Here is a 25,550-nt window from a genome sequence, read left to right on the forward strand (position 1 = left end):
GCCGGCGGGAGATGCGGGCGGCCCCTATCCCCAATATGGGAAATCATGTCCGCCGAACAAGCGAAATGCGCTTTTGTTGCGCCCCTTCAGGCCTTGCCGAGCCGCACGCCGAAACCGAGGAGAAATGTCAGCAGCGCCCCTGCCGCGGCCGTCCCGTAGAGCCAGCAGGCCGGGCCGCCGGCCCCGCCGTTTTCCAGCGCCGAAACCAGGCCGGTCGCGCTTGCGATCATGCCGGCGATCCCGGCGCCGATCGCATATCCCGCGGTCGAGATCGTCGGCAGCAAGGCGCTTGCGAGATCGCGCTCCTGCCTTGCTGCCGCTTCCATCGCCGCCTGGTTGACGCTTGCCCAGGCGACGCCGAAGCCCGTACCGATCGCCACCTGGCCTGCCAGAAGCAGGACCAGCGAGCCGCTCGCAAAAGCCGCTCCGAGGCATAGGAAACCGAACAGTTGAAACAATGCGCCACTGCGCATCCACCGATGCCGCGCACCAGGCGCCGTGACCCGGCTGGCGACGACCGCGACCAGGCTCCAGGAGAGCGCCATGGTCACCACCAGATAACCGACCACCGCCGGCCGGAAATCGAAGACGGCGCCGATCATCAGCGCCAGGTAGACGCTGCCGACCGAGTGGCTCGCCGACATCAGGAACAGGACCCAAAAGCCGTGCCCTACGACCGAACCGAGCCGGAAGGCGCCTTGCGGAAACAGTTTCGGCCCGATCCGCCCGTCGAGCTTCAGCGCCGGCAGGAACAGCCCCGCCCCCACCACGACCGCCATTGCCTGCATCGCGCCGCCGCTCACCACCGACGACAGCGACAGGACGAAGGAAGCGGCCAGGCAGAGAGAAATGGTGGCGGCCGACAGCGGCACCGGCGCCGCCTCGGTCACCCTTGGCCTTGCGGTCAGCGCAAACCCCGCAAGCAGAGCCACGAAGGGCGAAACGGCCAGGAACGATGCCCGCCAGGAATAGGCCTCCGTCAGCAGCCCGCCCGCCAGCGGTCCGGCAATCGCCGCCACCGCCCAGACGATCGCCTCCACCGCGAACACTTTTGCGATCAGCCCGGAGGGGAAGTTGGCCGGGATCAGGCTGTAGCAGATCGCCACAATCAGCCCGTCGGCGATGCCCTGCAGCAGGCGCCCGGCCATGATCCAGGAAAAGGCCGGCGCCGACAGCGCAAACAGCCCGCCCAAGGCAAAGATCAATGCCGAGACGACGAGGACGAAACGCGCGCCGAACCGGTCGCGCATCGCAGCCGCCCCGGTGCCGCCGGCGATCGAGCCCAGGAAATACAGCGTATAGGCCCAGCTGAAATAGGTCGTGCCACCGATCTCTTTCGCGGCCGGTGGCAGCGCCGCGACGATTGCGAACTGGTTGAAGGCATGCAGCCCGATCCCCGCCGAGATCAGCCCCAGCATCGCCCCTTCGCGGCCTTTCAGAAGCCTCGACCAACCCACATCGATTTCCTGCAGCACGCCCTGCCCCTTGTCCAATTTTCAGTCACCGGGACCCTACAACCTCAACTGCGATTGAGGTCAATGGGACGACCTGAAAATAAAACATATATATTTCATATACTTATAGTTCTCTCGCAGATTTTTTCCGATGTTGTATTTTAGCTACAGCTTTCCAAGCAAACCGCTCTATTTGCGTTTTAGCCAATAAATCGGAGGGAATATCCATGAAGGCTCTTTTCATTTTTGCCGCGTCGGCCGCCATGACCGCCTCTTCCGTTGCCTATGCGGCCGACGCCGTCGAACAGGTTCCACAAGCCCCGCAGGCCGTCGAAATGCCGGTCGTCTTCACCTGGAACGGGCCCTATATCGGTGCCCATACCGGTTATGCCTGGGGTGACGGCAATGCGGTCGGCGGTGGTTCCGACGATTTCGACGGCTGGAGGCTTGGCGGCTTCGTCGGCTACAACTGGCAATTCTCCAACGGTTTCGTTGCCGGTATCGAAGGCGACGTCAACTACGACTGGAACGAGAACAGCTATGCCGGCGGCATCGACATCGGCACCGGCTTTTCCGGCTCCGTTCGCGGCCGCGTCGGTTATGCCATCGACCGGGCCCTGATCTTCGGCGCGGCGGGCTGGACGGCCACCAACGCCCATATCGACGGCGGCGGCTTTGACGACGACGACATGCTGAACGGCTGGACGATCGGCGCCGGCGTCGATTACGCCTTCACGGACAATATCTTCGGCCGTATCGAATACCGCTACAACGATTTCGGGAACGGCAGCCTCGCCGGCGCCGATTTCGACTTCAACCAGCACGTCATCAATGTCGGCATCGGCGTGAAGTTCTAAGCGGCAAGACGCTGGATGATAAAATGGAAAGCCGCCCGGAGGAAACCTCCGGCGGCCCTCCGTCAGGCTGATTGTTCGGCGGAGACCGTGCGCGACCGCCGTCCCCTCGAACGCAGATCGATTGTGTTGGTGGCCATTTCGAGCGCGGCCAGACCTGCGGGCGTGATGGCGCGCGGATGGTTGCTGGTGCAGAGCCCCCTGCGGCTCAGTTCTTCAAGGCAGATCCACTCGCGGACCGTGCCCGCTTGCCGCCGCTGGCCGGCAAGCGCCTGCAGGGCTTCGATTTCCGGCTCGATCAGATCGCTGTCCACGCCGGTCTTCTATTCGTCGAATTTATAGGTGCGGAGGGCCTTGAGATTGGCCGAGAAATTCCCGACCACCCGGGTTCCTGCCGAAATAAACAACGTCAGGACCAGTGCGACAAAGACTATTACAGCGTCCTCAAATATACCCATGGCGCCCGCCCGCAACAGAACTGGCTCCTAGTATTACTGCGAACGGCCGAGCGGGTGAATTCGGTAATTATACGTAGCCCTCCCGGTGCCGGGATCTTTACTTCCCGGATTCCGTTCGAGCGCCGCCAAAGCTGGTGAGGCGGGTTTGCCGACGCCGGCTCGTATTCGAGCGACATCCACCGGCCGCCGCGGGCATATCGCTCTACCCGCGAACGGGTCGAGCGATATCCGCGAGCCTTTCAATTCTCAGGGGCGGGTCAGCACCTTGAAGGCGATGAACTGCGTCTTCTGCTCCTTGGAGAAATTGTTGTCGGCGGCGAAGATCAGGAGATCGCTGCCGTCCGTGCCCTTGGCGAAGGTGACCGCCTCGATATTGTCCGGCTTCAGGCCGATCGCCTGCATGTCGAGCACTTGGGCCTTGCGCACCGGCACGACCGGGGCATCGGTATTGGCCAGCGAGGCGATGGAAGAGACATCGGTCGCGCCGTCGGTATCGACCATGAAAACCTTGATCGAGTTGCCGACCCCTTGCGCGAAGCCGCGCTCGACGACTAGGAGACGATGGTCGTCGAGGCCGAGGATTTCCGAGGCGCCGTTGTCGTTGTAACCCTTGTCGACGGTCGGCGCCTGGGGGATCGGCGCGACCGGATAGACATATTCGGCCTGTCGCGTGCCGCTGGCCGCATCGTAGCGGATCATGCGGGCGAGCGTGCCGCGGGCAAGCCCGGAGACCGGCCCGTCCTGGAACAGCGCCGATTCGACCTCGACCATCAGGTCGCCGCCCGGCAGCGTGGCGAGCCCTTCGAAGGCGAGGTTGTCGCGGATGCCGGCGGACTTGTCGGCGGTCGGCAGAAAGGCCTTGGGAAGCTCGAACTCGCGCACGAAGGCGCCGTCCGGGCTCGCGACGCGCACGAAGGGCGGCAGGAGCTGCTTCACGTCGCCTTCGCTCGACCAGTAGATGCCGTCATTGCCGAACCGGATCGATTCCGGATCGACGCTCTTGGCCGCAAAAGCCTCGCCGTTCCTGTCCTTCAGGGTCACCGTCCTCACCACCTTCACATCGGTGATGCCGGCGGCACTCGCTTCGATCGAAAGCTCGTAGAAACGGGCGGGCGCCCGTTCGGAACGGTCGTCGGAAATGGCGATGTAACGGTTGCTCGCCGGGTCGTAGTCGAGGCCGGAAATGCCGCCGAACTCGACGCCGTCGAATTGCGTGCCGGTCGGGATCGAGAACTCGCCGACGAAGGAAAGGCCGATGGCCGCCTTGCAGTCGCCGAACGGACAAGGGGTGGCGACCGTCACGCCGGGCTCCGCGGCCTGCGCCGGAAGTGCGAGCGAAATGGCGAGAGCAACAGTTGAAAACAGCGCTTTGAGCATGATCGATGTCCGATAATTCGAGAGGCGGGCGAAAAACGGCAGGCCGGCCTCTCGAATGGAAGCCGGCCAGCGGTTGCTCTTCCTCTGCCATGCGAATTTTGCGGACATATAACGCCTGGCCGTCAGAATGTTGAAATTTTCATGACGGGGCGTGGGAGGCGGGAGCGGCCTTTCGTCCACTAACGCCAGTTTTCCTTGCGGTTCAAACCGCCGCCCGTTCGGGACTGTACCCCGCTTCGCGGATCGCTTCCTCGGCCTTTGCCGCGTCGCCCTCGATCGTCACCGTGCGGACCGTCAGGTCGATCGCCACCGCCGCACCCGGCAGGGCATCCGCCAGCGCGCCGCGCACGGTCTTTTCGCAATGGCCGCAGGTCATGTCCGGCACGGTGAAAATCGCAGTCATCGGAATCTCCTTGTTCGATGTATGGGTTGTGCACCTTCCCACGGGGGGAAGGTCAAGTGTGTTGCAGGAGTGTCGGACGCATGGAATTGCCCCTCATCCGCCTGCCGGCACCTTCTCCCCGTCCAGACGGGGAGAAGGACGCAAGTGGCATGCTCCCGGGCTCATCTTGCAACCTCGATAATGGGCAAGCCGGCGCGGCATATGTCCTTCTCCCCGTTTTTCACGGGGAGAAGGTGCCGGCAGGCGGATGAGGGGCATCGCGCCGAAATACATCAGGCATTCTGTTTCGTCTTCCTTTTCATTGCCGGGGCCGACGCGTCGCTCCCCATCGCGCCATCCCCCGCCAGATCGTCGAGGATCGGGCAGTTGGGGCGGGTGTCGCCACCGCAGCAATGGGCGAGGTGTTTCAGCGTCTGGACCATGCCCTGCATCTCGGCGATGCGCCGTTCGAGATCGCCGATATGGGCGGTCGCGACTTCCTTGACGGCGGCACTTTCGCGGTCCTTGTCCTGCCAGAGTTTCAGAAGCGTCTCGGTCTCTTCCAGCGAGAAGCCGAGATTGCGGGCGCGTTTGATGAAGCGCAGGATATGCACCTCCTCGTCGCCATAGACCCGGTAATTGTTGCCGGTGCGGCCCATCGGGCGGATCAGGCCGATCTCCTCGTAATAACGGATCATCTTGGCCGAAACGCCGGAGGCGTTCGAAGCCTCGCCGATATTCATCCCGCGTCTCCCACTTTCGCCGCCTTCAGCCTGAGCGCATTGCCGAGCACGAAGACGCTCGACAGAGCCATGGCGCCGGCGGCGATCATCGGCGACAGCAGCCAGCCGAAGGCCGGGTAAAGCACGCCCGCCGCGACCGGCACCAGCGCCACGTTGTAACCGAAGGCCCAGAACAGGTTCTGCTTGATGTTGGTCATCGTCGCGCGGCTCATGACGATCGCCGAGACGGCGCCCGAAAGCTCGCCGCCGACCAGGACCACGTCGGCGCTTTCGATCGCCACGTCCGTGCCGGTGCCGATGGCGATGCCGACATCGGCTTCGGCGAGCGCGGGCGCATCGTTGATGCCGTCGCCGACGAAAGCGAGCTTTCTACCGCTCTGCTCCCCCTTGGCCCGCATTTCGTGGATCGCCGCCACCTTGCCCTCCGGCAGGACCTCGGCAACGACTTTTGTGATGCCGACCTGACGGCCAATCGCTTCGGCGGTGCGGCGGTTGTCGCCGGTCACCATGGCCACTTCGACGCCCATCGCCTGCAGCGCCCGGATCGCCTCGCGGCTCGACGGCTTCAGCGGGTCGGCAACCGCGATGGCTGCGGCGAGCTTTCCGTCAATCGCGGCATAAAGCGGCGTCTTGCCTTCGTCGCCGAGCCGGGCGGCGGCTTCCGCGAAGGTTTCGACCGAGAGCCCCAGCTTTTCCATGAAGCGGTCGGCGCCGACCGAGACCTTGCGTCCATCCACCTGCGCCTCGATACCGTAACCGGTCACCGACGCGAAATTTTCCGCCTTCGGCACGGCCAGGCCCCTAGTCTCGGCGGCCTTGACGATCGCCTCGGCGATCGGATGTTCCGACTGCGCCTCGACGCTTGCGACCAGCGCCAGCACCTCGTCTTCGGCAAAACCGTCCGCCGTCACCAGGTCGGTCAGTTCCGGCCGGCCCTTGGTCACGGTGCCGGTCTTGTCGACGACGACGAGCCGGACGTTGCGCAATTCCTGCAGCGCCTCGCCCTTGCGGAACAGCACGCCCAGTTCGGCCGCGCGGCCGCCGCCGACGACGATCGAGGTCGGCACCGCAAGCCCCATGGCGCAGGGGCAGGCGATGATCAGCACCGCGACCGCATTGACCAGCGCGTGGGTGAGCGCCGGTTCGGGGCCGACGAAGAACCAGACCGCGAAGGTGAGAACGGCGAGCGCGATCACCGCCGGCACGAACCAGGCCGTCACCTGGTCGACCAGGGTCTGGATCGGCAGTTTCGACCCTTGCGCCTGCTCGACCATGCGGATGATCTGCGCCAGCATCGTGTCGCGGCCGACCTTGTCGGCCCGGAACCGGAAGGCGCCGGTCTTGTTGATCGTGCCGCCGACCACCGTGGCGCCAGCCGCCTTTTCGACCGGCAGCGGTTCGCCCGAAATCATCGACTCGTCGACATTCGAGGAGCCGTCGATGACAGTGCCGTCGACCGGAATGCGCTCGCCGGGGCGGATCACCAGCACGTCGCCGGCGACCACCTGTTCGGTCGGGATGTCCAGCACCTTGCCGTCGCGCTCGACGCGGGCGGTCTTGGCCTGAAGCCGGCTGAGCTTCTCGATCGCCTCGCCGGTGCGGCCGGTGGCGCGCGCTTCAAGCAGCCGGCCGAACAGGATCAGCGTGACGATGACGGTCGCCGCTTCGTAATAGACGAAGCGGGCGCTTTCCGGCAGCAGGTCGGGGGCGAATGTGGTGACCAGCGAATAGCCGTAGGCCGCCAGCACGCCGACCGCGACCAGCGAGTTCATCTCCGGCGCGCCGCGCAACAGCGCCGGCAGGCCTATCCTCAGGAACCGGAAACCGGGGCCGAAGACGACCACCGTCGCCAGGGCGAAATAGACATAATAGAGGTTCTGCGTCTCGATCACGCCCATCAGCCAATGATGGAAGGGATCGTAGACATGGCTTGCCATTTCCAGCACGAACAGCGGCAGGGTGAGTACGAAGGCGATGGCGAGATCGCGCTTCAGCGCGCCCTCCTCGCCCTGGTGCATATGCATATGGTCGTGGCCGCCGGCATGGGCCGCGGGGCCGTGCCCCATGGCAGCGTGATCCATTCCCATGTGATCCATGGAGGCGTGATCCATGGAGGCGTGGTCCATGTGGTCGTGGCCTTGCGGCGTCGAATGACCATGGTCGTGGTGATGGGCCTGCCCGGCCTGCGGCGTCACAGGCGGCATCATTCCCGCTTCGCGCATCGCGTGGTGCATCGCGCCCGGCGGGATCTCGTAACCGACCTTGCGGATCGCCTTTTCGAGATCCTCCGGAGAAAAGCCCTCGGCCGATTCCACGGTCAGCTTCTTCGTCGCGAAATTGACGGCGCTCTTATCGACACCCGGGACCTTCGCGGCGGCGTTTTCAACGCGGCGCACGCAGGAAGCGCAGGTCATGCCCTCGACGGGAACGGTGAAAGGCTCGGCTTTGTGGATCGGCTTGACGGTCTGGTTCATGGGGTAGTCCTCGCTTTCCCACCCTATGTGGAGCTTCCCATCATGGGAAGGTCAAGGGGGTGAAATCGCATTTTCCTTGCGGCGTGTCCGGGATAACCGTCCTCTGACTTAGCAGGCTTGGCTACGAGCATGGGAAGATATAGGCAGCTCGAACAGCCGACGCGGAGACGGAAGCCATGCCGCCGTTTTTGGAAGGCGGAAGACTGGAAGAGGTCCTAGTCCTCTCTTGCGCCGCCGCCGAAGCTCGGCGCATTCAGCCCCGAAAGCAGCAGCACCAGTTCCGCCTGGCGGGTGGTGCCGGTCTTCAGCATGATCTTCTTCAGGTGCGAGCGGGCGGTCTCGAGCGAGATGCCGAGCGTGGCGGCGATCATTTCCGGGGTCTGGGCCATGGCGATGCTGCGCGCCACGCGGGCTTCGGCGGGGGTGAGGTCGAAGAGGCCGCAGAGCACCCGCATGTCCGGGGGGCCGACCTGTCCGACCTGCGTGACGGCGAGCACCGCCATCGAACGGGAAAAGATGTCGCGCGCCGCGCGGCGGACCGGCAGGAGGTGCAGGATCAGCGGCGGCGCTCCGTCGCGCCCGGCCATCGGCAGGGACTGCACGGTCGGGGACACCTGCGCCTTGTAGTGCTCGATCGCTTCGTCCAGCAGCGCGTTGGCGCCCGCCCCTTCCAGCACCAGCCGGTCGCCGGCGCCGGCGCGGATGCGCGGAGCGAGCGCCTCCATTTCCGGGTTCATGGCGACAGCCTGGCCGCCGTCGCCGATGATCGCCGCCGGCAGGCCGAGCAGCGACAGCGTCTCGGTCATCGACCGCGCTTCGCTGAAGGCGAGCCGCGAGGACATATAGGCCGCCCGGGCGATATCCGGCTTCAGCAGGTTGAGGCGCGCCAGCTGTTCGTCCGAGAAATGCGTCAGGCCCTTGGCGCGCATCATGCTGATGACGACGATATGGCCGGTGGGTTCCTGAAAGGCCCAGCCCGCCTCCCATTCCATGCCGTAGGGCAGCAGGAAAGCGTGGCGGATCGGGTCCTCGTCGAACTCCTCGCCGCTCATGATGTCGATTTCGCGCGCGAACGAGAAGGGAAAGCGCTCCATGCCACGGGTGGGGCGAACGTTGTTGAACCTGTGTTCGCTCTCGACGAACGCCGCGAAGGCGTCCGCGATGTTGGGCGTCGTCACGTAACGGTGGGTGCCGTTGCCGTCGATGGTGAAGATGGAGGCGGTGCTGGACCCGGCCTCCAGCGCCAGCCTCTCGCATGTCTCAGTCCACAGCTCGGGAACCAGGGCTGCCTCATAGAGGCGGTCTGCCAACGTGCCTTCGTCATTCATCGGGATGCCATCGGAATGAATTCGAAATGAATCTTGACTGCTACGGTAATCTTAGTGCGTCTGCCCGGCGGGACAACTGGCAGAACACCTTAAAACAGATTGCCGTAACTTATAACATTGGCAAATAATAAACATGTGTTCGGAAGGACTTCGCGCCGGATCCTCGCGCCGGGAGCTAACGTTCCTCGCCCACCGTCAGCGGCCAGTCGACCACATAGTCCTCGAAATCCTCGACATCGACGTCGTTCTCGCTGACCGTGCGGCCGCGGGCGGAGATGCCAGCCTGGTGCACGGTTTCGGGATCGCCCGACACCAGCGGATGCCACCAGTAGAGGTCTTCGCCGTCGCGGATCAGGCGATAGCCGCAGGTCGGCGGCAGCCAGGAGATTTCGTTGACGGTCTCGGGGGTGAGCTGGATGCAGTCCGGCACCGTCGCCTGGCGGTTGTCGTAATCCTTGCAACGACAGCTCTCGCCGTCGAGCAGCCGGCAGGCGACGGAGGTGAAGACGACGTCTCCCGAATCCCAGTCCTCGAGCTTGTTGAGACAACAGAGCCCGCAGCCGTCGCAGAGGCTTTCCCATTCGTTTTGGTTCAGCTGGTCGAGCCGCTTGGTCTTCCAGAAAGGTTCGTCGGTCATCGTGGATATCACATTTGCGGCAGAGCGGAACCAATCCCGATATCTGCATTTTACCTGTTGCGATTTTGATATCGCGCATCAACCATTTGTCAGCTAAAGCTGATTAACGGTGAGAGGCTAGAGCTCTTGATCCCTTGAAGGGACCGCGTCAAGCATATCTCATCGAAAGGGCGGGGAATTCCAAGGTGCAGGACGAGCCAAAGTCATCCGACGAACGGCCGCGCAACAAGCGCCACCTTCTGCTGCGCATCGATTCGTGGATCGATTCCACCGTCTGGAATCTCGGTTTCCGGCTTGGCGAGATCTGGGAGGAGATCACCATCTTCTTCCGCCGTTTTCGCGTTCGCGGCTGGAAGCGCATCGGCTTCGAGCTCGCCGGCGAGGCGATGACGTTGGGCACGGCCGGTTTCGTGCTGCTGCTGGCGCTCGCCCAGCCGGCCTTCGAGGAAACCCACGAGGACTGGCGAAACCGCGGCGATTTCGCCGTCACCTTCCTCGACCGCTACGGCAGCGTCATCGGCCATCGCGGCATCATCCATGAGGATTCGGTACCGATCGACGAGCTGCCGGACCACCTGATCAAGGCGGTGCTGGCGACCGAGGACCGCCGCTTCTTCGACCATTTCGGCATCGACTTCTTCGGCCTTGCCCGCGCCATGAGCGAAAACGCCAAGGCAGGCGGCGTCGTCCAGGGCGGCTCGACGTTGACGCAGCAGCTCGCCAAGAACCTGTTCCTCACCAACGAGCGGTCGATCGAGCGCAAGATCAAGGAAGCCTTCCTGTCGCTGTGGCTGGAAGCCAACCTCTCCAAGAAGGAGATCCTGTCGCTCTATCTCGACCGCGCCTATATGGGCGGCGGCACGTTCGGGGCGGCGGCTGCGGCACAGTTCTATTTCGGCAAGAACATCACCGAGGTGAACCTCGCCGAGAGCGCCATGCTCGCCGGCCTGTTCAAGGCGCCGGCCAAATATGCCCCGCATGTCAACCTTCCGGCCGCCCGCGCCCGCGCCAACGAGGTGCTTTCCAACCTCGTGCAGAGCGGGCTGATGACCGAGGGCCAGGTGATCGCCGCCCGCCGCAACCCGGCGACCGTCGTCGACCGTGCCGACGCCAAGGCGCCCGACTATTTCCTCGACTGGGCCTTCGACGAAGTGCAGCGGCTGGCACAGGCCGGCAAGTTCCACGAACATTCGGTCGTGGTCCGCACGACGGTCGACACGGGCCTGCAGCAGGCTGCGGAGTCGGCGATGGAATCGAGCCTTCGCGAATATGGCGACAGCTTCAAGGTGAAGCAGGGCGCGCTCGTGATGATCGAGAACGGCGGGGCGGTGCGTGCCATGGTCGGCGGCCGCGACTACGGCGAAAGCCAGTTCAACCGCGCCGCCAAGGCGCTGCGCCAGCCGGGTTCGTCCTTCAAGCTCTATACCTATTCGGCGGCGATGGAGAACGGCTTCAAGCCGGAATCGACGATCTCGGACGCGCCGATCACCTGGAACGGCTGGTCGCCGCAGAATTACGGCCGCTCCTACAAGGGCAAGGTGACGCTGCTGTCGGCGATGGCGCAGTCGCTCAACACCGTGCCGGTCCGGCTCGCCAAGGAATATCTCGGCACCGACGTGATCGTGAACACCGCCAAGGCCTTCGGCATAGAAACGCCGCTGCGCAAGGACAAGACCATTCCGCTCGGCACGTCGGAAGTGACCGTGCTCGACCAGGCGACCGGTTATGCCGTGATGCCGGCCGGCGGCATGCAGTCGCGCCGCCACGGCATCGAACAGGTTCTCGGCTACGGCGGCGACGTGCTCTACGATTTCAACCGCGACGAACCGCCGGCCAAGCGCGTGCTCTCCGAACAGGCGACATCGTCGATGAACCGCATCCTGACGCAGATCCCGGTGATCGGCACGGCCCGCAAGGCGGCACTCGACGGCGGCATCGTCACCGGCGGCAAGACCGGCACCTCGCAGAGCTATCGCGACGCATGGTTCATCGGATTTACCGGCAATTACACGACCGCCGTCTGGTTCGGCAACGACGACTTCACCTCGATGAACAACATGACCGGCGGCTCGCTGCCGGCCGCCACCTTCAAGACCGTGATGGACTATGCCCATCAGGGCATCGAGTTGCGCGCCATTCCCGGCATCGACAATCCGCTGCCGACCGGCAACCACAAGGGCAACGCGGTCGCCAAGAAGAACGAAGGCCCCGAGACCGGATTGCAGGCGCTGATCCGGCCGCGTTCGCTGTCGGCCGAATCCACCCGGCTGCTGCGGCAGATCGCCGGAAAGCTGAAGGAAGCCGGCCGGCTCGGGCCTGCGACCGCCAAGGTCGCCGACAAGACGACAACGGGATCCGTCGCCGAGGTGACCCCGGTCAGTTCCAAAAACCCCTGAAGCCCTGGGTTCCGAGCCTGCCGCGCACGGTCGCGGCGACGCAGAGCGCCGTCACGCCCTGGTGCAAACCTCCCTGCAGCAGCTTTTCGAAGGCTGCCCTGTCCCTCTCCGACAACCCGTCATCCGCATGCGCCATCCAGCCGCGGAATTGTGCCGTGCGTTCTCCCTGGTCGATATCCTGGCCCATCAGATCGAAGAAGCGCACATAGGTATCGACCGCAAGGTTCTTGACGGGCGGGCTCGTCCAGCCCTGGCGGGCGGCCTGCGGCAGGCAGGTGTCGATGGCCTCGACGATGGCGCGGCGCGCTTCGGTCGGCTGGCTTTCGGTCAGCGTCATGAAGTCGAGGGAAATGTCCTTCGGGGTGGAAGGCCCCTCCTCCGGCTTCAGGTGGTACCAGGCGCCGGAAAACCCGGCCGCCAATGCCACCAATGCGCCGGTGGCGATCATCCATACTCTCATCGTCTCCGCTCCGAAACGTTGTCGCGGAGGTGACGGTAGTCAAGGAACGGGCCGCTCGTAGCAGGCGCAAATTATAGTCACAGAAACCCTTCCAAATAACGTTATCAAATAATTAGCCATCTGGCGCGTCCTGTGCGGGAGCGGGACATATCGGGCGGGAATGGATGATTCCGGCACAGGTGTCGGCTTTCCCTTCCGGTCCCGACACGGAGATCAGACGGCCGTCCGCCCCGCGAACCGACGCTTTGCTGCCGAGCGATTCGGGCAAAGCATGCGTCTGTGCCGGAAAGACACAAGCCCGCCCTTTCCTTCGCACGGGAATCAATGCTAACCCTCTGGCATTGCTGTCCGAGGGCCAAAGCAAACCCGTGTTCCGTGTCCCCTTCCTCATCGCGATCGCGCTCACCATCGCCTTCGGCGGCGGGATATGGTCCACCCTCGTTGCGCTCGATGCCACGATCGGTTTCGGTGCGATCAAGCTCGGCTCGTGGGAAGCCTTTCCACAGGCACAGACGGCGCAGGCCGACCCTTACGCGAAATCGCACCGGGCCAATGCCGGCAAGCTCCTCTATGCGAGCGCCGAGGGCCTCACCTTCCTTGCCGCGATCGACGAGGCCGGCGACCGGCTGACCGGAAACTGCTCCTACCGCCTCACCGGCCACACGCCGCCGGCGCGTTTCTGGACGCTGTTTGCCGCGGCCCCCGGCGCGGCGCCGCCGCTGGCGCAATCCGACCTGCCGACCGCGCTCAATTCCCGCATCGTGCTGCGCAAGGGCGATGACGACGGCGGCTTCGACATCGCGATCTCGGCGACGCCGAGGCCCGGCAACTGGCTCGCCGTTTCGACGCCCGGCGCGTTCCGGCTGACGCTGACGCTGTTCGACACGCCGACGGCCGGCAGTTCCGGCCTGATCGACCTCACCATGCCGCGCATCCAGAAGATCGGGTGCGGCAATGGCTAGAGGGCTGGGTTTGGGGTCGAGGGGCCTCGGTTTGGGATCGAAGGGCTGGCGGTCCGAGAAAGTGGGAGCTGGCGGTCTGGCGCTGAAGCTTCTGCTGGCGGCGGTCACCGGGCTTATCGGCGCAGCGCTTCTGCACCTGATCATCGTGCTGGCGCTGCCGAGTTTCAGCGAGCGCGACGCCTATACACGGGTGCTGGCGGAGGGCGAGATCTTCCGTTTCTACCGGCTGGCGGAAAAGCCGGACGATACCGGGCTTGCCAAGGACGACCCGTTCGTCGAGGCGGCTGTCTGCGCCTTCGACGTCTCGGACGGCCCCGTGAGGCTGACGGCCGCCAATGGCGGCGTACCGTTCTGGTCGCTCGGCGTCTACGACCAGTCGTCCAACGAGGTGTTCAGCATCAATGACAGGACATCGGCCGGCGGCGTGCTGGATGTGGTGATCGCCTCGCCTATGCAGCTGACGGCATTGCGCAAGGCGCTGCCGCAGGCGGTCTCGCAGTCCATCCTGGTGGAAGCCCGGCAGGCGGAGGGATATGTGGTCCTGAGAAGTCTCGTCCCGCAACCGAGTTTCGCGGGGATCGTGTCGCAATTCCTGAACCAGGCCACCTGTGCGCCGTTCGAATGGCGCTCCCGCAGCCGGTTCTGATCAATTCCGGCTATTCGGCGTCCGGCTATTCGGCGCGCACCGCGTGGTTTTCGGCCTTGCGGTCGCCAAAGTCCTCGAAACGTTCGTATCGCACGCCGGTGAACAGCAGCAGCTGACCGGCGGCTTCGCTTTCGCCGATCCTGATCTGCGGCCGGCGCGCGTTCTCGCTGCGCCATCTGTTCAGAACTACGATCTCTGCCATGCTCGCCTCCGTTTAAGGAATTCGAGACGGATGAAGACGGATCGATCTCACCCTGGCCTCTTGAAGGGGCCTGACGCTTCCCGAAGCAAATCCGGGCATCCGCGCCTTTCTCGTCTGTGCGCCTTTTTCGAAGGCGCAACGACATTTCCGCATGAACGGCCGGTTCCGCCTGAACCGGCCGTTATCGGGATGGCCGCAGGAACGCGACGGCCAACCGGTACTTGAAAACCCGGCAAAAACACACGCCGGTTACAGCCTGAATTCAGCCAGACGACCGTTAACAATGTCTTACTGCTAATATACCACTTGGCATCGGTGCATGTCTGTCGTCCGCAGCCAAAACGCAGAAGCGTCCATTTGGTTCACCGCCTTTGCCGGCACCGGACAAAGCCGCGATTTCCCGTCGCGAAAACGAAACTGCAAGAAATCACAGACGTATCAAAACGACCCATTTTCACAGACCGTTAACCCTCCAAGAGTTAGCATCCGGTTAAACCAAGGCGACCTCGATCTGCAGGTGTTCTCACAGCTGCGTGAGCGGACGGCACGCCACCGGGAGTTTCCCAGGCAAGGTACGATGAGAGCGCCAGGCGAGCTTTTCCGGCACACCTGATCGGCGTTCGGCACTCCGGATTTGTTTTGCGTAGATTGCGAGTTTGCCAGTGACGAATGAGTTTCGAGAGCTTGAAAGGCCCCAGGCCATGCGTAAGAAGGATGTGGTGCTGATGGCCACCGTGACGAGCTTCGAAAGTCTTCCGTACCCGTCGCGGTCGGAGCTTCGACAGTTCGCCGAGCTCTTCGCCCCGTTGTTTTCGGCATCCTCGGAAGAAGCCCGCCGCGATGCGGTGGCCGCCCTCTCGCAATGCAAGAACATCCCGCCGGCCGTCGCCTTTTTCATCGCCAGCCAGCCGATCGCCGTCGCCGCCCCTTTCCTCACCGCCTCGACCTGCCTTTCCGACGATGCGCTGATCGCTATCGCCCGCACCCAAGGGGAAGCGCATGCCCGCGCCATCGTGCGCCGCGAGGCGCTGTCGCCGATGGTGATCGACGCGCTGGTCGGCCTGCGCCACGACCGCAACAGCCGCCGCGACGCGCCCGAGAACCTCGACGCGCTGGTGCCGCGCAGGCCGACGCCCGAAATGGTCGACGAGGCCGAGCGCAAGGCGCGCGAGGAACTGCTGCGCAACCGCATCAAGGCGCTCGCCGGCCATATCGACCGGCCGGAAGACGACCGGCTGGGCCTGCGCAACCTCTCCCCGATCCAGGAAGCGCTGCTGGTGCGTTTCGCCCGCAACCGCGAGACCGGGCTGTTTGCGACCGTGCTCGCCGATACGCTGTCGGCCAGCCACTGGCTTGCGGAGCGGATCATGCTCGACATTTCCGGCCAGCAGCTCGCCACGACGCTGAAGGGCCTGGCGATGGAGACGCAGGATGCGCTGTTCATCCTGCAGCGGCTCTACGACCATCTGGGCTTCGAGCAGGACGGCATGACGCGCGCCGCCGTGCTCTGGGAGGCGCTCGACGGCGACGAATGCGGCAGCCGGGTCGAAGCCTGGCGCCGCGCCGACAGCTATACCTATGCCGAACCGCAGCACGCGCCGACGTTTGCCGAAAGCCGCGCGCCGGACAGCCGCCTGCCGCGGGTGATCCGCACCACCGCCAGCGCCCGCAAGCCGCTCAACGGCCTCTACCGGGTGCGTTGACCGGTCATAGCGCGGCCGGTCAGGCGGGCTTCACCACCTCGAAAAGGTCGGCGACGTCGTCGATCTCCAGTTCCAGCAGCCAGAGATCCGGATCGAAGCGCAGTTCGCGCGCCAGGATCTCGCGGATCGCCTCCGGCTCGGCCTTTTCCGCCCTCACCTCGAATTTGCGTCCGCCATCGTCCTCGCCGAAGAAGTTCTGCGGCGCCGGGGCGTAGAGCGTTTCCAGCCCATCGCGAAAACGCTGGCGGATGAAGATCGCGCCCGCCTCCTCCGCACCCTTCTTTTCGACGGCGGCGAAACCGCCGAGCCCGAAGACGCGGCGGATCATGGCGGCAATGACGATATCGGATTTCAGGCGCATGCCCCGTCTTACGGCGCTTCCCGGCGAAGCGCAAATCCTGGTTTCCGTCAATTTTACCCGGATATAACTATTGCCATAATATTACCCGGATGATATTAGCCGGACCTCCATCAAGGAAGGCACCGACATGAACATCATCGACAGGAAGGCGGCGATCTCCGCCTATAAGGAACGCAAGGCTCCGGCCGGCATCTATGCCATCCGTTTCGCGCCCATGGGGCAGCGGTGGGTCGGCCGCGCCGGCGATCTCGACAAGATCCAGAACCGGGTATGGTTCACGCTCCGGCACGGCAGCCATCGGAGCAAGACGCTGCAGGCGGCCTGGAACGCCAACCGGCCGGAGGATTTTGCCATCGAGCGGCTGGAGGAGATCGACGAGGAACTGACCGGCTACCTGCGCGACCGGACGCTGAAGGACCGGCATCTGCACTGGGCCTTTGAACTCGGCGCCGAGGCGATCTGAGCGCCTTCCCCGGAAGTCCCTGACAAGAAACGGAAAATCGCGCGCGGCGCCCTTTCCTTTCCCCGGACGCACCATAATTACACACCGGTGCCGCACGGCATTGTCATGAAAAGGAGTTTGGGGCTTGGCTACTTCCGCATTGATCAGCATCCTGATCACCTTCCTGGTGATCGTCCTGGTTCTCTATCTCGTCGCCCGCCTGCCGATCGACGGCCGCGCGAAGCAGATCGCGCAGATCATCATCATCATCATCGGCATCATTTCGCTGCTGAAATATCTGGCGGTATTCTGAGGGAGATGCGCCCGGCCAGGCCGGGCGCCATTCATCGGGCGTGTCGTGATCACGCCACCATCGCCTTGCTGCGGCGATATTCCTGGGTCACGCCGTCGAAACCCCAGGCATCCGCTTCCACTTCCCGGACGATGACATAGGTCGCAGGCGGCATCTCGCCGAGGCTTTCCTTCAAGAGCGCATCCATCGCCTGGATGAAGCGCTCCTTCTCCTCGGCGGTATTGGTGCCGAGCGTGACATTGGCCTCGACATACGCGGCAACCTCCAGCGGTTCGCCTCCGACGGTCCAGCCGGCCAGATCGACCTCCTCGACGAGAACAGCGGTGACCTCGCGCCGCTTGCGCATGATCGTATGCATCAGCGTTGTGGTTTCCTGCTGCAGGCGCTGCCTTGCCTGCGGCTTGATGCTCCTGCCGGCGATGATGACGTGAACGAATGGCATGGTTCTTCTCCTTTTGAGCCGGGTTGACGACAGCATGATCCATCGGCACAATCGTTTTGAAAATCGCGAAATTCCAAAGAAATAATTTTGCAGAACTCAACGATATGCTGCCAACCAATCTCGATATCGATCTTCTGCGGAGTTTCGCGCTCGGCGTCGAACTCGGCAGCTTCGCCAGGGCGGCCGACCGGCTCGGCCGTTCGCCGTCGGCGATCAGCCTGCAATTGAAGAAGCTCGAGGAGCAGGTGGGCGAGACGCTCCTGCACAAACAGGGGCGCGGACTTGTGCTCACCGAGGCCGGCGAGATCCTGCTCGGTTACGCAAAGCGGATTCTCGAACTCAATGACGAGGCGCGCGCAGCGGTGCGCGGTGTCGAGAAACTCGAAGGCTGGGTGAGGATCGGCGTGCCGCAGGATTTTGCCGAGACCTGGCTGCCGGGGCTGCTCGGACGTTTTTCGAAGATCCACCCGAAAGTGCGGGTCGAGGCGCGGGTCGATCGCGGTGTCGCCATGGTCCAGGCGATCGACAGGGGCGAGCTCGACGTGGCTCTCACCTGGGGGACGCTCGCCAATCCACGGGCCGAAATCCTCGCAAGGCGGGAGGTTGCCTGGATCGGCCCGTCAGGTTTTCGCCACACGCCCGGCGATCCGCTCCCGATCGTCGCCTTCGATCCCCCTTGCGCATTCCGCAAGGCCGCGGTCGACGCCCTCGACAATCACTGCATCGCCTGGCGGCATGCTTTCGCAAGCCCCAGCCTCGCCGGTCTCTGGGCGGCGGTCACCGCCGGCCTCGGCGTCACGCCGCGCATTCTGGAAGGCAAGCCGGCACATCTCGCCGCACTCCACCCCGGGGATGCCGGGCTGCCCGATCTCGGCACGATCGAACTGGCGCTGCATGTCGCCGAAACCCGGCTGGCTGCTCCCGCCGAGGAACTGAAGCGGCTGGTGCTGGAGGCGGTGGCGACACGCTAGGCGCGCAGCCCCGCCCCTCCGCTGACGCGCTTTCACCTATTCTGTACGGACGGTGTGGGCGGTTATCGTATAACCAAACGGATCGACGAAGGCGAAATAGCGTCCGAACGGACCATCCTTCGGCGGGAAGGCGATGCGCACGTCGCGCTCGCGCAAATGAGCGTGCAATTCGTCAGCATCGTCGCAGCCGAACCAGATCGCGATGCCGACCCCCAGCTTGTCGTTGTCGTCAAACTCCTCGATCGGTGTGCGGACGGCGAACGGGATCGGATGCGTTTCGAAAACGACCGCGCCCGGAGGGGCTTTTGCCGAGGGCGTGAGCCCGACGACGTCCTGGTAGAAGGTCCGTGCGGCATCCAGATCCTTCGTCTGTATCCCGATGAAATCCGGTCCAATGAGGCGGGGCATGAGCTGTCTTTCCTTTTCTAGAGTGACGGGGTATCGTCAGGGGCCTGATATAATATAAGGGTACTGATATGTCCAGCCTGATTGATCCGCCGATAGACGACACCTACCGCTCGCTCGGATATGCCCTGAAACGGGCACAGCAAGCGCTGCGGGGCCATCTCGACACCGAACTGAGGAACATCGGCCTGACAACGCCGCAATATTCGGTTCTGGCGGGGCTTGAGTTCAGCGCGGGCCTATCCGGCGCGGACCTGGCGCGGCGGGCCTTCGTAACGCCGCAGACGATGCAGTCGATCATCGCGACACTCGAACGGGACGGCCTTATCAAGCGAACGGCACATCCGGTCCACGGCAGGGTGCTGACCGCCGAACTTACGCCGGACGGGCGGTCGGCGCTGCAGGCGGCTCACGAGATCGTCGCCAGGGCGGAAAGCCTGGCCCGCGAGGCCGTCGCACCGGGCGATCCGGAGATCATCTATTCGGCCTTGCTGCGGATCGCGGAAGCCATGCGGTGATCCTCCGCCAACAGACGGTCGATGGGCCCCGTCCGTCGAGCCGGTTTCAACCGCCTCGGGCCAAGCAGCGTAGAGATATCGGTATTCTTCGTGTGGAGCGCGCCCGCCCTACAGCGCGCCGATCGACTTCAGCTTCTTCAGCACCAGTTCGTCCGGTTCGCCGGTTTCTGGCAGGCGGTAGTGGCGCTGGAAGCGGCGGATGGCGGCCTTGGTCTGGGCGCCGGCGACGCCGTCCACCCCGACATCCGCATAGGCGATGTTCGACAGGCCGCGCTGGATCTGCAGCACGAGGTCGCTCGGCTGGCCGGGCGCGTTCGGCTTCTGCGACACGGGGGTCGCGACGGGCCGGCTGGAACCGGAGGCAGCGTTCGGAATGCTGGCGGGCGGCGTCATGCCGGGCTTGCGCTCGGGCACGGATCGCGGCGGCCACCTGGTCTTCGCCACGCGCATTGGCGCCCTCAGCCTTGTGGCCTCGGCGCCGCGGGCGGCACGGTGCTATTCCACTTCGCTGGGCGCTTTAGGGCATTTGCTGGATACTGCCGCTGCCTCTGATCTCCGAGCGCCGCATGACCGGCCGGCCGGACAGTTCGACATCACCGCTTCCGAAAATCGAAACATCCGCATCGACCTGCGCGGTCAGCCTGGCGTCACCGCTGCCGCGGATTTCCACCTGCACCGATTTTGCAGTCAGCTCCTTGAACCTTGCATCACCCGACCCGAAAATGCTCAGATCGACGGCATCCGCGGCTCCCGTGGCGGACGCGCTGCCGCTGCCCTTGATGCTCAACCGGAGCTTCGGCTGGTTGATCTGCGACAGGACAAGATCGCCGCTGCCACGCAATTCCCATATGGCGATCGGCGGCCCCGACAGCTTGACCTCAAGGCGCGGGGCAAACCAGCCGGGCTCGCAATCGAGGCCCAGCTCGCCTGCTTCGAACCGCACATGATCCAGCAAAGCGGGATCTCCGCTGATGACGGCCTCTGCCTTGTCGCCCGGCTGATAATGGACCGAAGCCGGCATGTGGACCGCCAGGCTTTCGCCTGCCGCAAAGGGAAGCGTCACCTGCCGCCGCGCCGAGGTCGCCGGCCCGCAGGTCGATTCCCCTATGCCCAACAAACCCGCCGTATCGGTCCAGTTCGGACCCGCGAGCGCGATTCCGAGCGTCAAGAAAGCAGCGGCGCCAATCAGGCCGGTGGTTGCGACAAATGCCAATGTCCGAGTCATATCGAGGCTCCCTCCGTAAAATATACCGAAAGTTTCAAACGCCGTGCCGGTCCGGTTGGGCCAGACGGAAATGCAATCGGGCATAGTGGCCAAGCATGCGGGTGCCGGCACCTATTCCCATCAAAAGCAAAGCGCCGCCGCCGAGGAATCCGCTCACCAGCCCGACGCCGATGAACAGGCGCGCCAGCAGGTCGGTCAGGGCTCCGCCCGGATCGAAGAGCAAAGCCGTGAAGACGATCTTCAACCCGACCGCGCCAAGCGCCACCAGCACGACCGCAAAAGCCATCGCCATCACGATCGCCACGATCAGCAACGGCAGCAGCAGAAGGAGATCGACCAGGGCGAGGCCCGCCAGCGCCATCATCGCACCCATGAGATTGGAGAGGCTCCAATGGGTTTCGAAGCGCCGCAGCCCGATATCGGCGCGCAATTCCCGGGCAATCCTGGCCGGGTCGCCCAATGCGGCCGCGACCTCCGCTTCGCTGCGCCCATGGGCGTTGGATTCGGCGAAATGGGCCGCGTAATCGGCAACGATCTCCTCGATCTCCTCCGGCGGAAGACCGGCAAGCCCCTGTTTCAGCCTGCTGAGAAAGGCATCCCTGGTCATCATGTAACCTCGACAAGTTTGTTGACGGCGTCGGCGAAGGATCGCCAGTCGTTGCGATGGGTCTCGAAAACCGTCCGGCCAAGCGGTGTCAGCCGGTAATATTTGCGAGGCGGCCCGCTGCTGGATTCCACGATGCGCGTGGCAACCAGGCCTTCATTCTGCATGCGGCGCATCAACGGATAGATCGTGCCTTCGCCCATGCCGACGGCGGTAACCAGGGTGCTGGCAATCTCGTAGCCATAGCTTTCCCCCCGCGATAGCACCGCCAGGACGCAGAGATCGAGCGCCCCCTTTCGCAGCTGAATTTGGATCGAGTCGGCCATTCTATTCCTCGTATTTACATGCTGTGTATAACACGCTACCTGTTATTGCAAGATAGTGAAATGAATTGCTGGGTCTGGTGCGTTGAACGTTCGCAGTACGGCGAGTGTCAGCTCGGGCCATCGGATTTCCTTTATAAGCTGGAGCAATAACAATGACGTACCGACGCCTGGCCCTGGCGGCCGCCTTTTGTCTCGCCGTGTCGTCCGCCCACGCCGCGGGTCTGAAGTTCCTTCATATCCCTGACGGGCAAGGGGATGGTCCGGCAATCGATGCGGCGATGTGGTCACCCTGCGCCGAGGTGCCTGCGGATGTGCGGATCGAAGGTCTGACAGTACCAGCAGTCCTGGATTGTCCGATTGCCGGAGAAAAGCTGCCGCTCGTTATCATCTCGCACGGCTATGGCGGCTGGTATCTTGGCCACCATGACACGGCCGAAGCCCTGGCCGATGCCGGCTTTGTCGTCGTTGCCATCAATCATCCGCACGCGAATTATGCCGATATGAGCCGCGCAGACGGTTTGGGTGCGTTGATCGGACGTCCTGTCGATATCAAGAGAACCGTTGATTTCATGCTTATGGCCTCACCTGATGTCGCCAAGATAGATCCGCAGCGCGCCGGCTTCTACGGGTTCTCTCAAGGCGGCTATACGGGTCTTGTCATCGCCGGGGCCAATCCGGATTTCAGCAGGTTGCCGCCGCGGTGCGCGGACCCGAAAGCAACCGGCTGCCCGCAAGCCAATCAAATCCGCCCCCCACAGCAAAGGCCGCTACCCCAGTCGCTGACTCATGATCCCCGCATCAAGGCCATGGTCGCCGCTGACCCTCTCAGCATTGTCTTTCAGACCACGGATAGCGTGAAGGACGTCACGATTCCGCTTCAGCTATGGGGATCAGAGCTGGGAGGAGGTGGCGGAGCATCGCCGGACGATGTTGCGACACTTGCGCGTGTATTGCCCGAAAAGCCTGACTTTCGGATAGTGCGCAATGCCGTCCATCTGTCGTTTTTGACGCCGTGCCCCAAGAACCGTCAGTTTTCGGAGGTATGTATCGACGCCCCCGGCTTCGACCGAGCCGTCTTCCACAGGGAGTTCAATGCCGAAGTGATCGCATTCTTCCGGCAAAATCTGAGGAAGTGAACCGGCCGTGTGGAATGAAGCACTCCTCGCAGGGCAAGATCGTCGAAACAACGTCGCATAACGCAGGCCGGTGAAAATGCCATCATGCCTGTCCGCAACGGGGCAGCCGCTGTTGGCCTCGCCGCAATACCAAAATTCGGGAGCTTGAGAGTGACGGCGCCCTACAGCGCGCCGATCGACTTCAGCTTCTTCAGCACCAGTTCGTCCGGTTCGCCGGTTTCTGGCAGGCGGTAGTGGCGCTGGAAGCGGCGGATAGCGGCCTTGGTCTGGGCGCCGGCGACGCCGTCCACCCCGACATCCGCATAGGCGATGTTCGACAGGCCGCGCTGGATCTGCAGCACGAGGTCGCTCGGCTGGCCGGGCGCGTTCGGCTTCTGCGACACGGGCGTCGCAACCGGCCGGGCAGAATTGGCGGCAGCGTTCGGAATGCTGGCGGGCGGCGTCATGCCGGGCTTGCGCTCGGAGGCGCGGATCGCGGCGGCCACCGGGTCTTCGCCGCGCGCATTGGCGCTCTCGGCCGGGCGGGCCGCGGAAACGGGCCGGGGCGGCAGGGCGGCGGATTGAACGGGCCTTGCGGGCGGCGGTGCCGGCCTTGCGGCCTCGGCGGGCTTCGGCGCCGCGGGCGGCGGGTCATGAGATACCGAAGGCTGGACGGCCGCCTGCTGCGGTTGCGGCTGCGGGCGCGGGGTCGGCGCGACGACGGAGGGCGCCGCCTGCTGCACGGGCGCGGCCATCGGGGCGGGCGCCGCCGTCTGGGCGGGTGCGGCCGTGGGGGCCGCGGCCGGAGCCGGCGTTACGGCATCCGGGTTGGCGCGTTCGATGCGGAAGGTGGTGACGTCGGCGGGCGCGGTGCGCCTTGCCGGGCGATAACCGGCGATCGCGTTCGGGTTCCTGGCGTCGCGGGTGGCGAGGAAGGGCGACGGATGGCCGCCCGGCTGATACCAGAGCGCGTTGGCGGCGACGAAGGAGAATACGACGCCGAACGCCGCACAGCCCAGCAGCGTCTTCGGCCGGCGCGCAGCCGCCCGCGCTCCCGCCAGAGCCAGGCTCGACAGCATGCCCGGTTGCTTGACAGGTTTTTTCCTGTCAGGCGATTTTCGCTTCCGCGCGGTCATCGATAAAATCCTGTTCGTCCATCATGGCCGCATGCCGGGCTGCCTTCAGCCGCGGCGGGAATTCGACTTTCTCCTCCCGGGTATCATCCCGTTTTCCTTCAACGCCCGAGCCGTCGGCCGGCAGCGAGATCGTCACCACGGTCCCCTCGCCCGGACGGCTGGCGATCGTGAAACGACCGCCGTGCAGCGCCACCAGTCCCTTTACCAGAGAAAGACCGAGACCGGTACCTTCGTAGGAGCGGGTATAGGCATTTTCCACCTGCATGAACGGCTGGCCGATGAATTGCAGCTTTTCAGGCGCGATGCCGATGCCGGTATCGCTGACGGAAATCTTGATGTCGCCGCCCTCAAGCACGGCATCGATCGACACCACGCCGCCGGGGCCGGTGAACTTGATGGCGTTGCCGGCAAGGTTGATGAGGATCTGCTGCACGGCGCGGCGGTCGGCGATCACTTCGCCCAGCCCGCGCGAGGCGCGGCTGGTCAGCGTCACGCCCTTTTCGCGGGCGGTGAGATCGAGCATGGCGCGGCAGGTTTCCACGGCTTCGGCGATCGCGAAAGGCTCGGCGAGCAGTTCGTAGCGGCCCGCCTCGATCTTCGACATGTCGAGCATGGTGTTGACGACCGAAAGCAGGTGCCCGCCGGACTGGCGGATCAGGCCGACATATTCGCGCTGGCGGTCGTTTTCGAGCCTGCCGAAATATTCGCCGGCGAGAACGTCGGAGAAGCCGAGAATGGCATTGAGGGGCGTGCGCAGCTCGTGGCTGACGGCGGCGAGGAACCGCGACTTCGCCTCATGGGCGGAGCGCGCATCGGCGATATGGGCCGCCGCTTCCGAGCGGAGATGCTCCTCTTCCGACATGTCGCGCGCCTGCGCCAGCACATGGAGGAGTTCCCCCTCGCCGTCGCGAATGGCGGTCATGTCGAGGCGGACGGGCAGGAACTGCCGGCCGGCAGCCGAAAACGGCCGCTCGATGCGGATATCGGCAATCGCGCTCGGCGCACCCTGACGCAGCATGTCGAAAGCCTGGACGAGGCCGATCCGGTCGGAGACGTGGACACGTTCGGCCAGCGGCTCGCCCGCCGCATCGCGCAGGCTTGCGGGGAACAGATGCTGGTCGCGGCCGCTGGTCTTTAACAGGAGGCCGTGCGGATCGAGCACGAGCGAGAGGCCCGGCATGGCATGGAAAGCTGCGTCTTCCGGCTGCGGCGCGGCGACCGCGGCCACGGCATGGCGCGGAAAGGCGAAGGAGGCGGCGACCGCCAGAAGGAAGAGCGACAGGACCAGCGCGACGCCGACGGGCAGAGCCAGCGCCGGCGGCAGGAGCAGCGAAAGCACCGGCGGCACCGAGACGAGCGCGGCAAGCGCGCAGAAGGCAAGGCGGCGGAACTGGGCAATTTCACCGGCGCGCGCAGCCTCGCCCTCGCCAAGGCGCGTGAGCCAGCGGGTCGCGGTCTCATCGACCAGCATGACCGCCTTTCCGGCAATGTTACTCAATACGCGCACGCAAAACCCTGCAGAGACTCGGTTATCGAAGCCGACAATAGGCCCCCGTGGCTTAAGGAAAGGATAAAAACAAGGGGTGCGGAAAGCCTCGTCATGGCCGAAAATCCGG

General features: G+C 64.3%; 28 protein-coding genes and 1 pseudogene. 10 read left to right on the forward strand and 19 right to left on the reverse strand.

Annotated features, from left to right (window positions below):
• Window positions 1–86: 86 nt before the first annotated feature.
• Window positions 87–1,493, reverse strand: a complete 1,407-nt coding sequence (locus tag J2X76_RS02205; RefSeq protein ID WP_310212620.1) for an MFS transporter — start codon at window positions 1,491–1,493, stop codon at window positions 87–89.
• Window positions 1,494–1,681: 188 nt separating this feature from the next.
• Here J2X76_RS02205 and J2X76_RS02210 point away from each other — a divergent pair, with 188 nt between their 5' ends.
• Window positions 1,682–2,311, forward strand: a complete 630-nt coding sequence (locus J2X76_RS02210) for an outer membrane protein (RefSeq protein ID WP_113128029.1) — start codon at window positions 1,682–1,684, stop codon at window positions 2,309–2,311.
• 62 nt (window positions 2,312–2,373) lie between these two features.
• Here the strand turns inward: J2X76_RS02210 and J2X76_RS02215 are convergent, their stop codons facing one another.
• From J2X76_RS02215 to J2X76_RS02245, 7 genes are all read right to left on the reverse strand, one after another.
• Window positions 2,374–2,622 carry a hypothetical protein gene (locus J2X76_RS02215; RefSeq protein WP_310212623.1) on the reverse strand — a complete coding sequence of 83 codons (249 nt, stop codon included), beginning with the start codon at window positions 2,620–2,622 and terminating at the stop codon, window positions 2,374–2,376.
• 390 nt (window positions 2,623–3,012) lie between these two features.
• Entirely contained in the window at window positions 3,013–4,143 is a 1,131-nt protein-coding gene (locus J2X76_RS02220) for an esterase-like activity of phytase family protein (protein WP_310212626.1), read from the reverse strand.
• Window positions 4,144–4,345: 202 nt separating this feature from the next.
• Window positions 4,346–4,546: a heavy-metal-associated domain-containing protein gene (locus tag J2X76_RS02225; protein WP_113285278.1), complete on the reverse strand. Its 201-nt coding sequence runs from the start codon at window positions 4,544–4,546 to the stop codon at window positions 4,346–4,348.
• A 272-nt stretch (window positions 4,547–4,818) separates the two neighbouring features.
• Complete coding sequence (cueR, locus tag J2X76_RS02230) at window positions 4,819–5,268, reverse strand: Cu(I)-responsive transcriptional regulator (protein WP_310212628.1); 450 nt, start codon at window positions 5,266–5,268, stop codon at window positions 4,819–4,821.
• Window positions 5,265–7,742: a heavy metal translocating P-type ATPase gene (locus tag J2X76_RS02235; RefSeq protein WP_310212631.1), complete on the reverse strand. Its 2,478-nt coding sequence runs from the start codon at window positions 7,740–7,742 to the stop codon at window positions 5,265–5,267. The genes cueR and J2X76_RS02235 overlap by 4 nt, the downstream gene beginning before the upstream one ends.
• A gap of 215 nt (window positions 7,743–7,957) precedes the next feature.
• Complete coding sequence (locus J2X76_RS02240) at window positions 7,958–9,070, reverse strand: helix-turn-helix transcriptional regulator (protein WP_310212633.1); 1,113 nt, start codon at window positions 9,068–9,070, stop codon at window positions 7,958–7,960.
• Window positions 9,071–9,245: 175 nt separating this feature from the next.
• Complete coding sequence (locus J2X76_RS02245) at window positions 9,246–9,707, reverse strand: YcgN family cysteine cluster protein (RefSeq protein ID WP_310212637.1); 462 nt, start codon at window positions 9,705–9,707, stop codon at window positions 9,246–9,248.
• Between the two features lie 185 nt (window positions 9,708–9,892).
• Here J2X76_RS02245 and J2X76_RS02250 point away from each other — a divergent pair, with 185 nt between their 5' ends.
• Window positions 9,893–12,103, forward strand: coding sequence for a PBP1A family penicillin-binding protein (locus J2X76_RS02250; RefSeq protein WP_310212640.1), 2,211 nt, complete (start codon window positions 9,893–9,895; stop codon window positions 12,101–12,103).
• Here the strand turns inward: J2X76_RS02250 and J2X76_RS02255 are convergent.
• Entirely contained in the window at window positions 12,084–12,563 is a 480-nt protein-coding gene (locus J2X76_RS02255; protein WP_310212642.1) for a hypothetical protein, read from the reverse strand. The two genes, J2X76_RS02250 and J2X76_RS02255, sit on opposite strands and share 20 nt — an antisense overlap.
• Window positions 12,564–12,931: 368 nt before the next feature.
• Between J2X76_RS02255 and J2X76_RS02260 the strand changes: the two genes are divergently transcribed.
• Window positions 12,932–13,525, forward strand: coding sequence for a DUF1214 domain-containing protein (locus J2X76_RS02260; RefSeq protein WP_310212645.1), 594 nt, complete (start codon window positions 12,932–12,934; stop codon window positions 13,523–13,525).
• Window positions 13,518–14,171, forward strand: coding sequence for a DUF1254 domain-containing protein (locus tag J2X76_RS02265; protein ID WP_113128021.1), 654 nt, complete (start codon window positions 13,518–13,520; stop codon window positions 14,169–14,171). The genes J2X76_RS02260 and J2X76_RS02265 overlap by 8 nt, the downstream gene beginning before the upstream one ends.
• A 25-nt stretch (window positions 14,172–14,196) precedes the next feature.
• On the opposite strand, the gene J2X76_RS02270 is transcribed toward J2X76_RS02265, so the two are convergent.
• On the reverse strand, window positions 14,197–14,373 hold the full coding sequence (locus J2X76_RS02270) for a hypothetical protein (RefSeq protein WP_162732254.1): 177 nt from the start codon (window positions 14,371–14,373) through the stop codon (window positions 14,197–14,199).
• A gap of 662 nt (window positions 14,374–15,035) precedes the next feature.
• Between J2X76_RS02270 and J2X76_RS02275 the strand changes: the two genes are divergently transcribed.
• Entirely contained in the window at window positions 15,036–16,076 is a 1,041-nt protein-coding gene (locus J2X76_RS02275) for a DUF2336 domain-containing protein (protein ID WP_310212648.1), read from the forward strand.
• A 19-nt stretch (window positions 16,077–16,095) separates the two neighbouring features.
• On the opposite strand, the gene J2X76_RS02280 is transcribed toward J2X76_RS02275, so the two are convergent.
• Window positions 16,096–16,437, reverse strand: a complete 342-nt coding sequence (locus J2X76_RS02280; protein ID WP_113128020.1) for a DUF1491 family protein — start codon at window positions 16,435–16,437, stop codon at window positions 16,096–16,098.
• 127 nt (window positions 16,438–16,564) lie between these two features.
• Here J2X76_RS02280 and J2X76_RS02285 point away from each other — a divergent pair, with 127 nt between their 5' ends.
• Window positions 16,565–16,900, forward strand: coding sequence for a GIY-YIG nuclease family protein (locus J2X76_RS02285; protein ID WP_310212651.1), 336 nt, complete (start codon window positions 16,565–16,567; stop codon window positions 16,898–16,900).
• Window positions 16,901–17,024: 124 nt separating this feature from the next.
• Window positions 17,025–17,192, forward strand: a complete 168-nt coding sequence (locus tag J2X76_RS02290) for a Thivi_2564 family membrane protein (RefSeq protein WP_007772654.1) — start codon at window positions 17,025–17,027, stop codon at window positions 17,190–17,192.
• Between the two features lie 49 nt (window positions 17,193–17,241).
• Here the strand turns inward: J2X76_RS02290 and J2X76_RS02295 are convergent, their stop codons facing one another.
• A complete protein-coding gene (locus J2X76_RS02295) occupies window positions 17,242–17,634 on the reverse strand; it encodes a tautomerase family protein (protein WP_310212666.1) in 393 nt (130 codons plus the stop codon).
• A gap of 104 nt (window positions 17,635–17,738) precedes the next feature.
• Here J2X76_RS02295 and J2X76_RS02300 point away from each other — a divergent pair, with 104 nt between their 5' ends.
• Window positions 17,739–18,605 (forward strand): LysR substrate-binding domain-containing protein, encoded by an 867-nt coding sequence (locus J2X76_RS02300; RefSeq protein ID WP_310212669.1) that lies wholly within the window; start codon window positions 17,739–17,741, stop codon window positions 18,603–18,605.
• Between the two features lie 36 nt (window positions 18,606–18,641).
• Here the strand turns inward: J2X76_RS02300 and J2X76_RS02305 are convergent, their stop codons facing one another.
• On the reverse strand, window positions 18,642–19,013 hold the full coding sequence (locus J2X76_RS02305) for a VOC family protein (RefSeq protein ID WP_310212672.1): 372 nt from the start codon (window positions 19,011–19,013) through the stop codon (window positions 18,642–18,644).
• Window positions 19,014–19,081: 68 nt separating this feature from the next.
• Here J2X76_RS02305 and J2X76_RS02310 point away from each other — a divergent pair, with 68 nt between their 5' ends.
• On the forward strand, window positions 19,082–19,528 hold the full coding sequence (locus J2X76_RS02310) for a MarR family transcriptional regulator (RefSeq protein WP_310212674.1): 447 nt from the start codon (window positions 19,082–19,084) through the stop codon (window positions 19,526–19,528).
• Between the two features lie 108 nt (window positions 19,529–19,636).
• Here J2X76_RS02310 and J2X76_RS02315 read toward each other — a convergent pair.
• The 4 genes and pseudogenes from J2X76_RS02315 to J2X76_RS02330 all read right to left on the reverse strand — a co-directional run.
• Window positions 19,637–19,825, reverse strand: a pseudogene (locus J2X76_RS02315) (peptidoglycan-binding domain-containing protein); the annotation flags it as partial.
• A 220-nt stretch (window positions 19,826–20,045) separates the two neighbouring features.
• Entirely contained in the window at window positions 20,046–20,753 is a 708-nt protein-coding gene (locus J2X76_RS02320) for a GIN domain-containing protein (protein WP_310212677.1), read from the reverse strand.
• Window positions 20,754–20,787: 34 nt separating this feature from the next.
• Window positions 20,788–21,360, reverse strand: a complete 573-nt coding sequence (locus J2X76_RS02325) for a DUF1700 domain-containing protein (RefSeq protein ID WP_113128077.1) — start codon at window positions 21,358–21,360, stop codon at window positions 20,788–20,790.
• Window positions 21,360–21,683, reverse strand: coding sequence for a PadR family transcriptional regulator (locus J2X76_RS02330; protein WP_310212681.1), 324 nt, complete (start codon window positions 21,681–21,683; stop codon window positions 21,360–21,362). Before J2X76_RS02330 ends, J2X76_RS02325 begins: the two co-directional genes overlap by 1 nt.
• A 152-nt stretch (window positions 21,684–21,835) precedes the next feature.
• Here J2X76_RS02330 and J2X76_RS02335 point away from each other — a divergent pair, with 152 nt between their 5' ends.
• Complete coding sequence (locus J2X76_RS02335) at window positions 21,836–22,819, forward strand: dienelactone hydrolase (protein WP_310212684.1); 984 nt, start codon at window positions 21,836–21,838, stop codon at window positions 22,817–22,819.
• 161 nt (window positions 22,820–22,980) lie between these two features.
• Here the strand turns inward: J2X76_RS02335 and J2X76_RS02340 are convergent, their stop codons facing one another.
• Window positions 22,981–23,934: a peptidoglycan-binding domain-containing protein gene (locus J2X76_RS02340; protein ID WP_310212688.1), complete on the reverse strand. Its 954-nt coding sequence runs from the start codon at window positions 23,932–23,934 to the stop codon at window positions 22,981–22,983.
• Entirely contained in the window at window positions 23,906–25,405 is a 1,500-nt protein-coding gene (locus tag J2X76_RS02345; RefSeq protein WP_310212691.1) for an ATP-binding protein, read from the reverse strand. The genes J2X76_RS02340 and J2X76_RS02345 overlap by 29 nt, the downstream gene beginning before the upstream one ends.
• Between the last annotated feature and the right edge of the window lie 145 nt (window positions 25,406–25,550).

The sequence above is a fragment of the Neorhizobium sp. 2083 genome (assembly GCF_031455615.1).
GTDB lineage: Bacteria > Pseudomonadota > Alphaproteobacteria > Rhizobiales > Rhizobiaceae > Neorhizobium.

Bases quoted from the DNA above. Each gene is read 5' to 3' on its own strand.
- J2X76_RS02210 (WP_113128029.1), top strand. From the start codon at position 1,682: ATGAAGGCTCTTTTCATTTTTGCCGCGTCGGCCGCCATGACCGCCTCT.
- J2X76_RS02220 (WP_310212626.1), bottom strand. From the start codon at position 4,143: ATGCTCAAAGCGCTGTTTTCAACTGTTGCTCTCGCCATTTCGCTCGCA.
- J2X76_RS02225 (WP_113285278.1), bottom strand. From the start codon at position 4,546: ATGACTGCGATTTTCACCGTGCCGGACATGACCTGCGGCCATTGCGAA.
- cueR (WP_310212628.1), bottom strand. From the start codon at position 5,268: ATGAATATCGGCGAGGCTTCGAACGCCTCCGGCGTTTCGGCCAAGATG.
- J2X76_RS02235 (WP_310212631.1), bottom strand. From the start codon at position 7,742: ATGAACCAGACCGTCAAGCCGATCCACAAAGCCGAGCCTTTCACCGTT.
- J2X76_RS02240 (WP_310212633.1), bottom strand. From the start codon at position 9,070: ATGAATGACGAAGGCACGTTGGCAGACCGCCTCTATGAGGCAGCCCTG.
- J2X76_RS02245 (WP_310212637.1), bottom strand. From the start codon at position 9,707: ATGACCGACGAACCTTTCTGGAAGACCAAGCGGCTCGACCAGCTGAAC.
- J2X76_RS02255 (WP_310212642.1), bottom strand. From the start codon at position 12,563: ATGAGAGTATGGATGATCGCCACCGGCGCATTGGTGGCATTGGCGGCC.
- J2X76_RS02265 (WP_113128021.1), top strand. From the start codon at position 13,518: ATGGCTAGAGGGCTGGGTTTGGGGTCGAGGGGCCTCGGTTTGGGATCG.
- J2X76_RS02270 (WP_162732254.1), bottom strand. From the start codon at position 14,373: ATGGCAGAGATCGTAGTTCTGAACAGATGGCGCAGCGAGAACGCGCGC.
- J2X76_RS02280 (WP_113128020.1), bottom strand. From the start codon at position 16,437: ATGCGCCTGAAATCCGATATCGTCATTGCCGCCATGATCCGCCGCGTC.
- J2X76_RS02285 (WP_310212651.1), top strand. From the start codon at position 16,565: ATGAACATCATCGACAGGAAGGCGGCGATCTCCGCCTATAAGGAACGC.
- J2X76_RS02295 (WP_310212666.1), bottom strand. From the start codon at position 17,634: ATGCCATTCGTTCACGTCATCATCGCCGGCAGGAGCATCAAGCCGCAG.
- J2X76_RS02300 (WP_310212669.1), top strand. From the start codon at position 17,739: ATGCTGCCAACCAATCTCGATATCGATCTTCTGCGGAGTTTCGCGCTC.
- J2X76_RS02305 (WP_310212672.1), bottom strand. From the start codon at position 19,013: ATGCCCCGCCTCATTGGACCGGATTTCATCGGGATACAGACGAAGGAT.
- J2X76_RS02310 (WP_310212674.1), top strand. From the start codon at position 19,082: ATGTCCAGCCTGATTGATCCGCCGATAGACGACACCTACCGCTCGCTC.
- J2X76_RS02320 (WP_310212677.1), bottom strand. From the start codon at position 20,753: ATGACTCGGACATTGGCATTTGTCGCAACCACCGGCCTGATTGGCGCC.
- J2X76_RS02325 (WP_113128077.1), bottom strand. From the start codon at position 21,360: ATGACCAGGGATGCCTTTCTCAGCAGGCTGAAACAGGGGCTTGCCGGT.
- J2X76_RS02330 (WP_310212681.1), bottom strand. From the start codon at position 21,683: ATGGCCGACTCGATCCAAATTCAGCTGCGAAAGGGGGCGCTCGATCTC.
- J2X76_RS02335 (WP_310212684.1), top strand. From the start codon at position 21,836: ATGACGTACCGACGCCTGGCCCTGGCGGCCGCCTTTTGTCTCGCCGTG.
- J2X76_RS02340 (WP_310212688.1), bottom strand. From the start codon at position 23,934: ATGACCGCGCGGAAGCGAAAATCGCCTGACAGGAAAAAACCTGTCAAG.
- J2X76_RS02345 (WP_310212691.1), bottom strand. From the start codon at position 25,405: ATGCTGGTCGATGAGACCGCGACCCGCTGGCTCACGCGCCTTGGCGAG.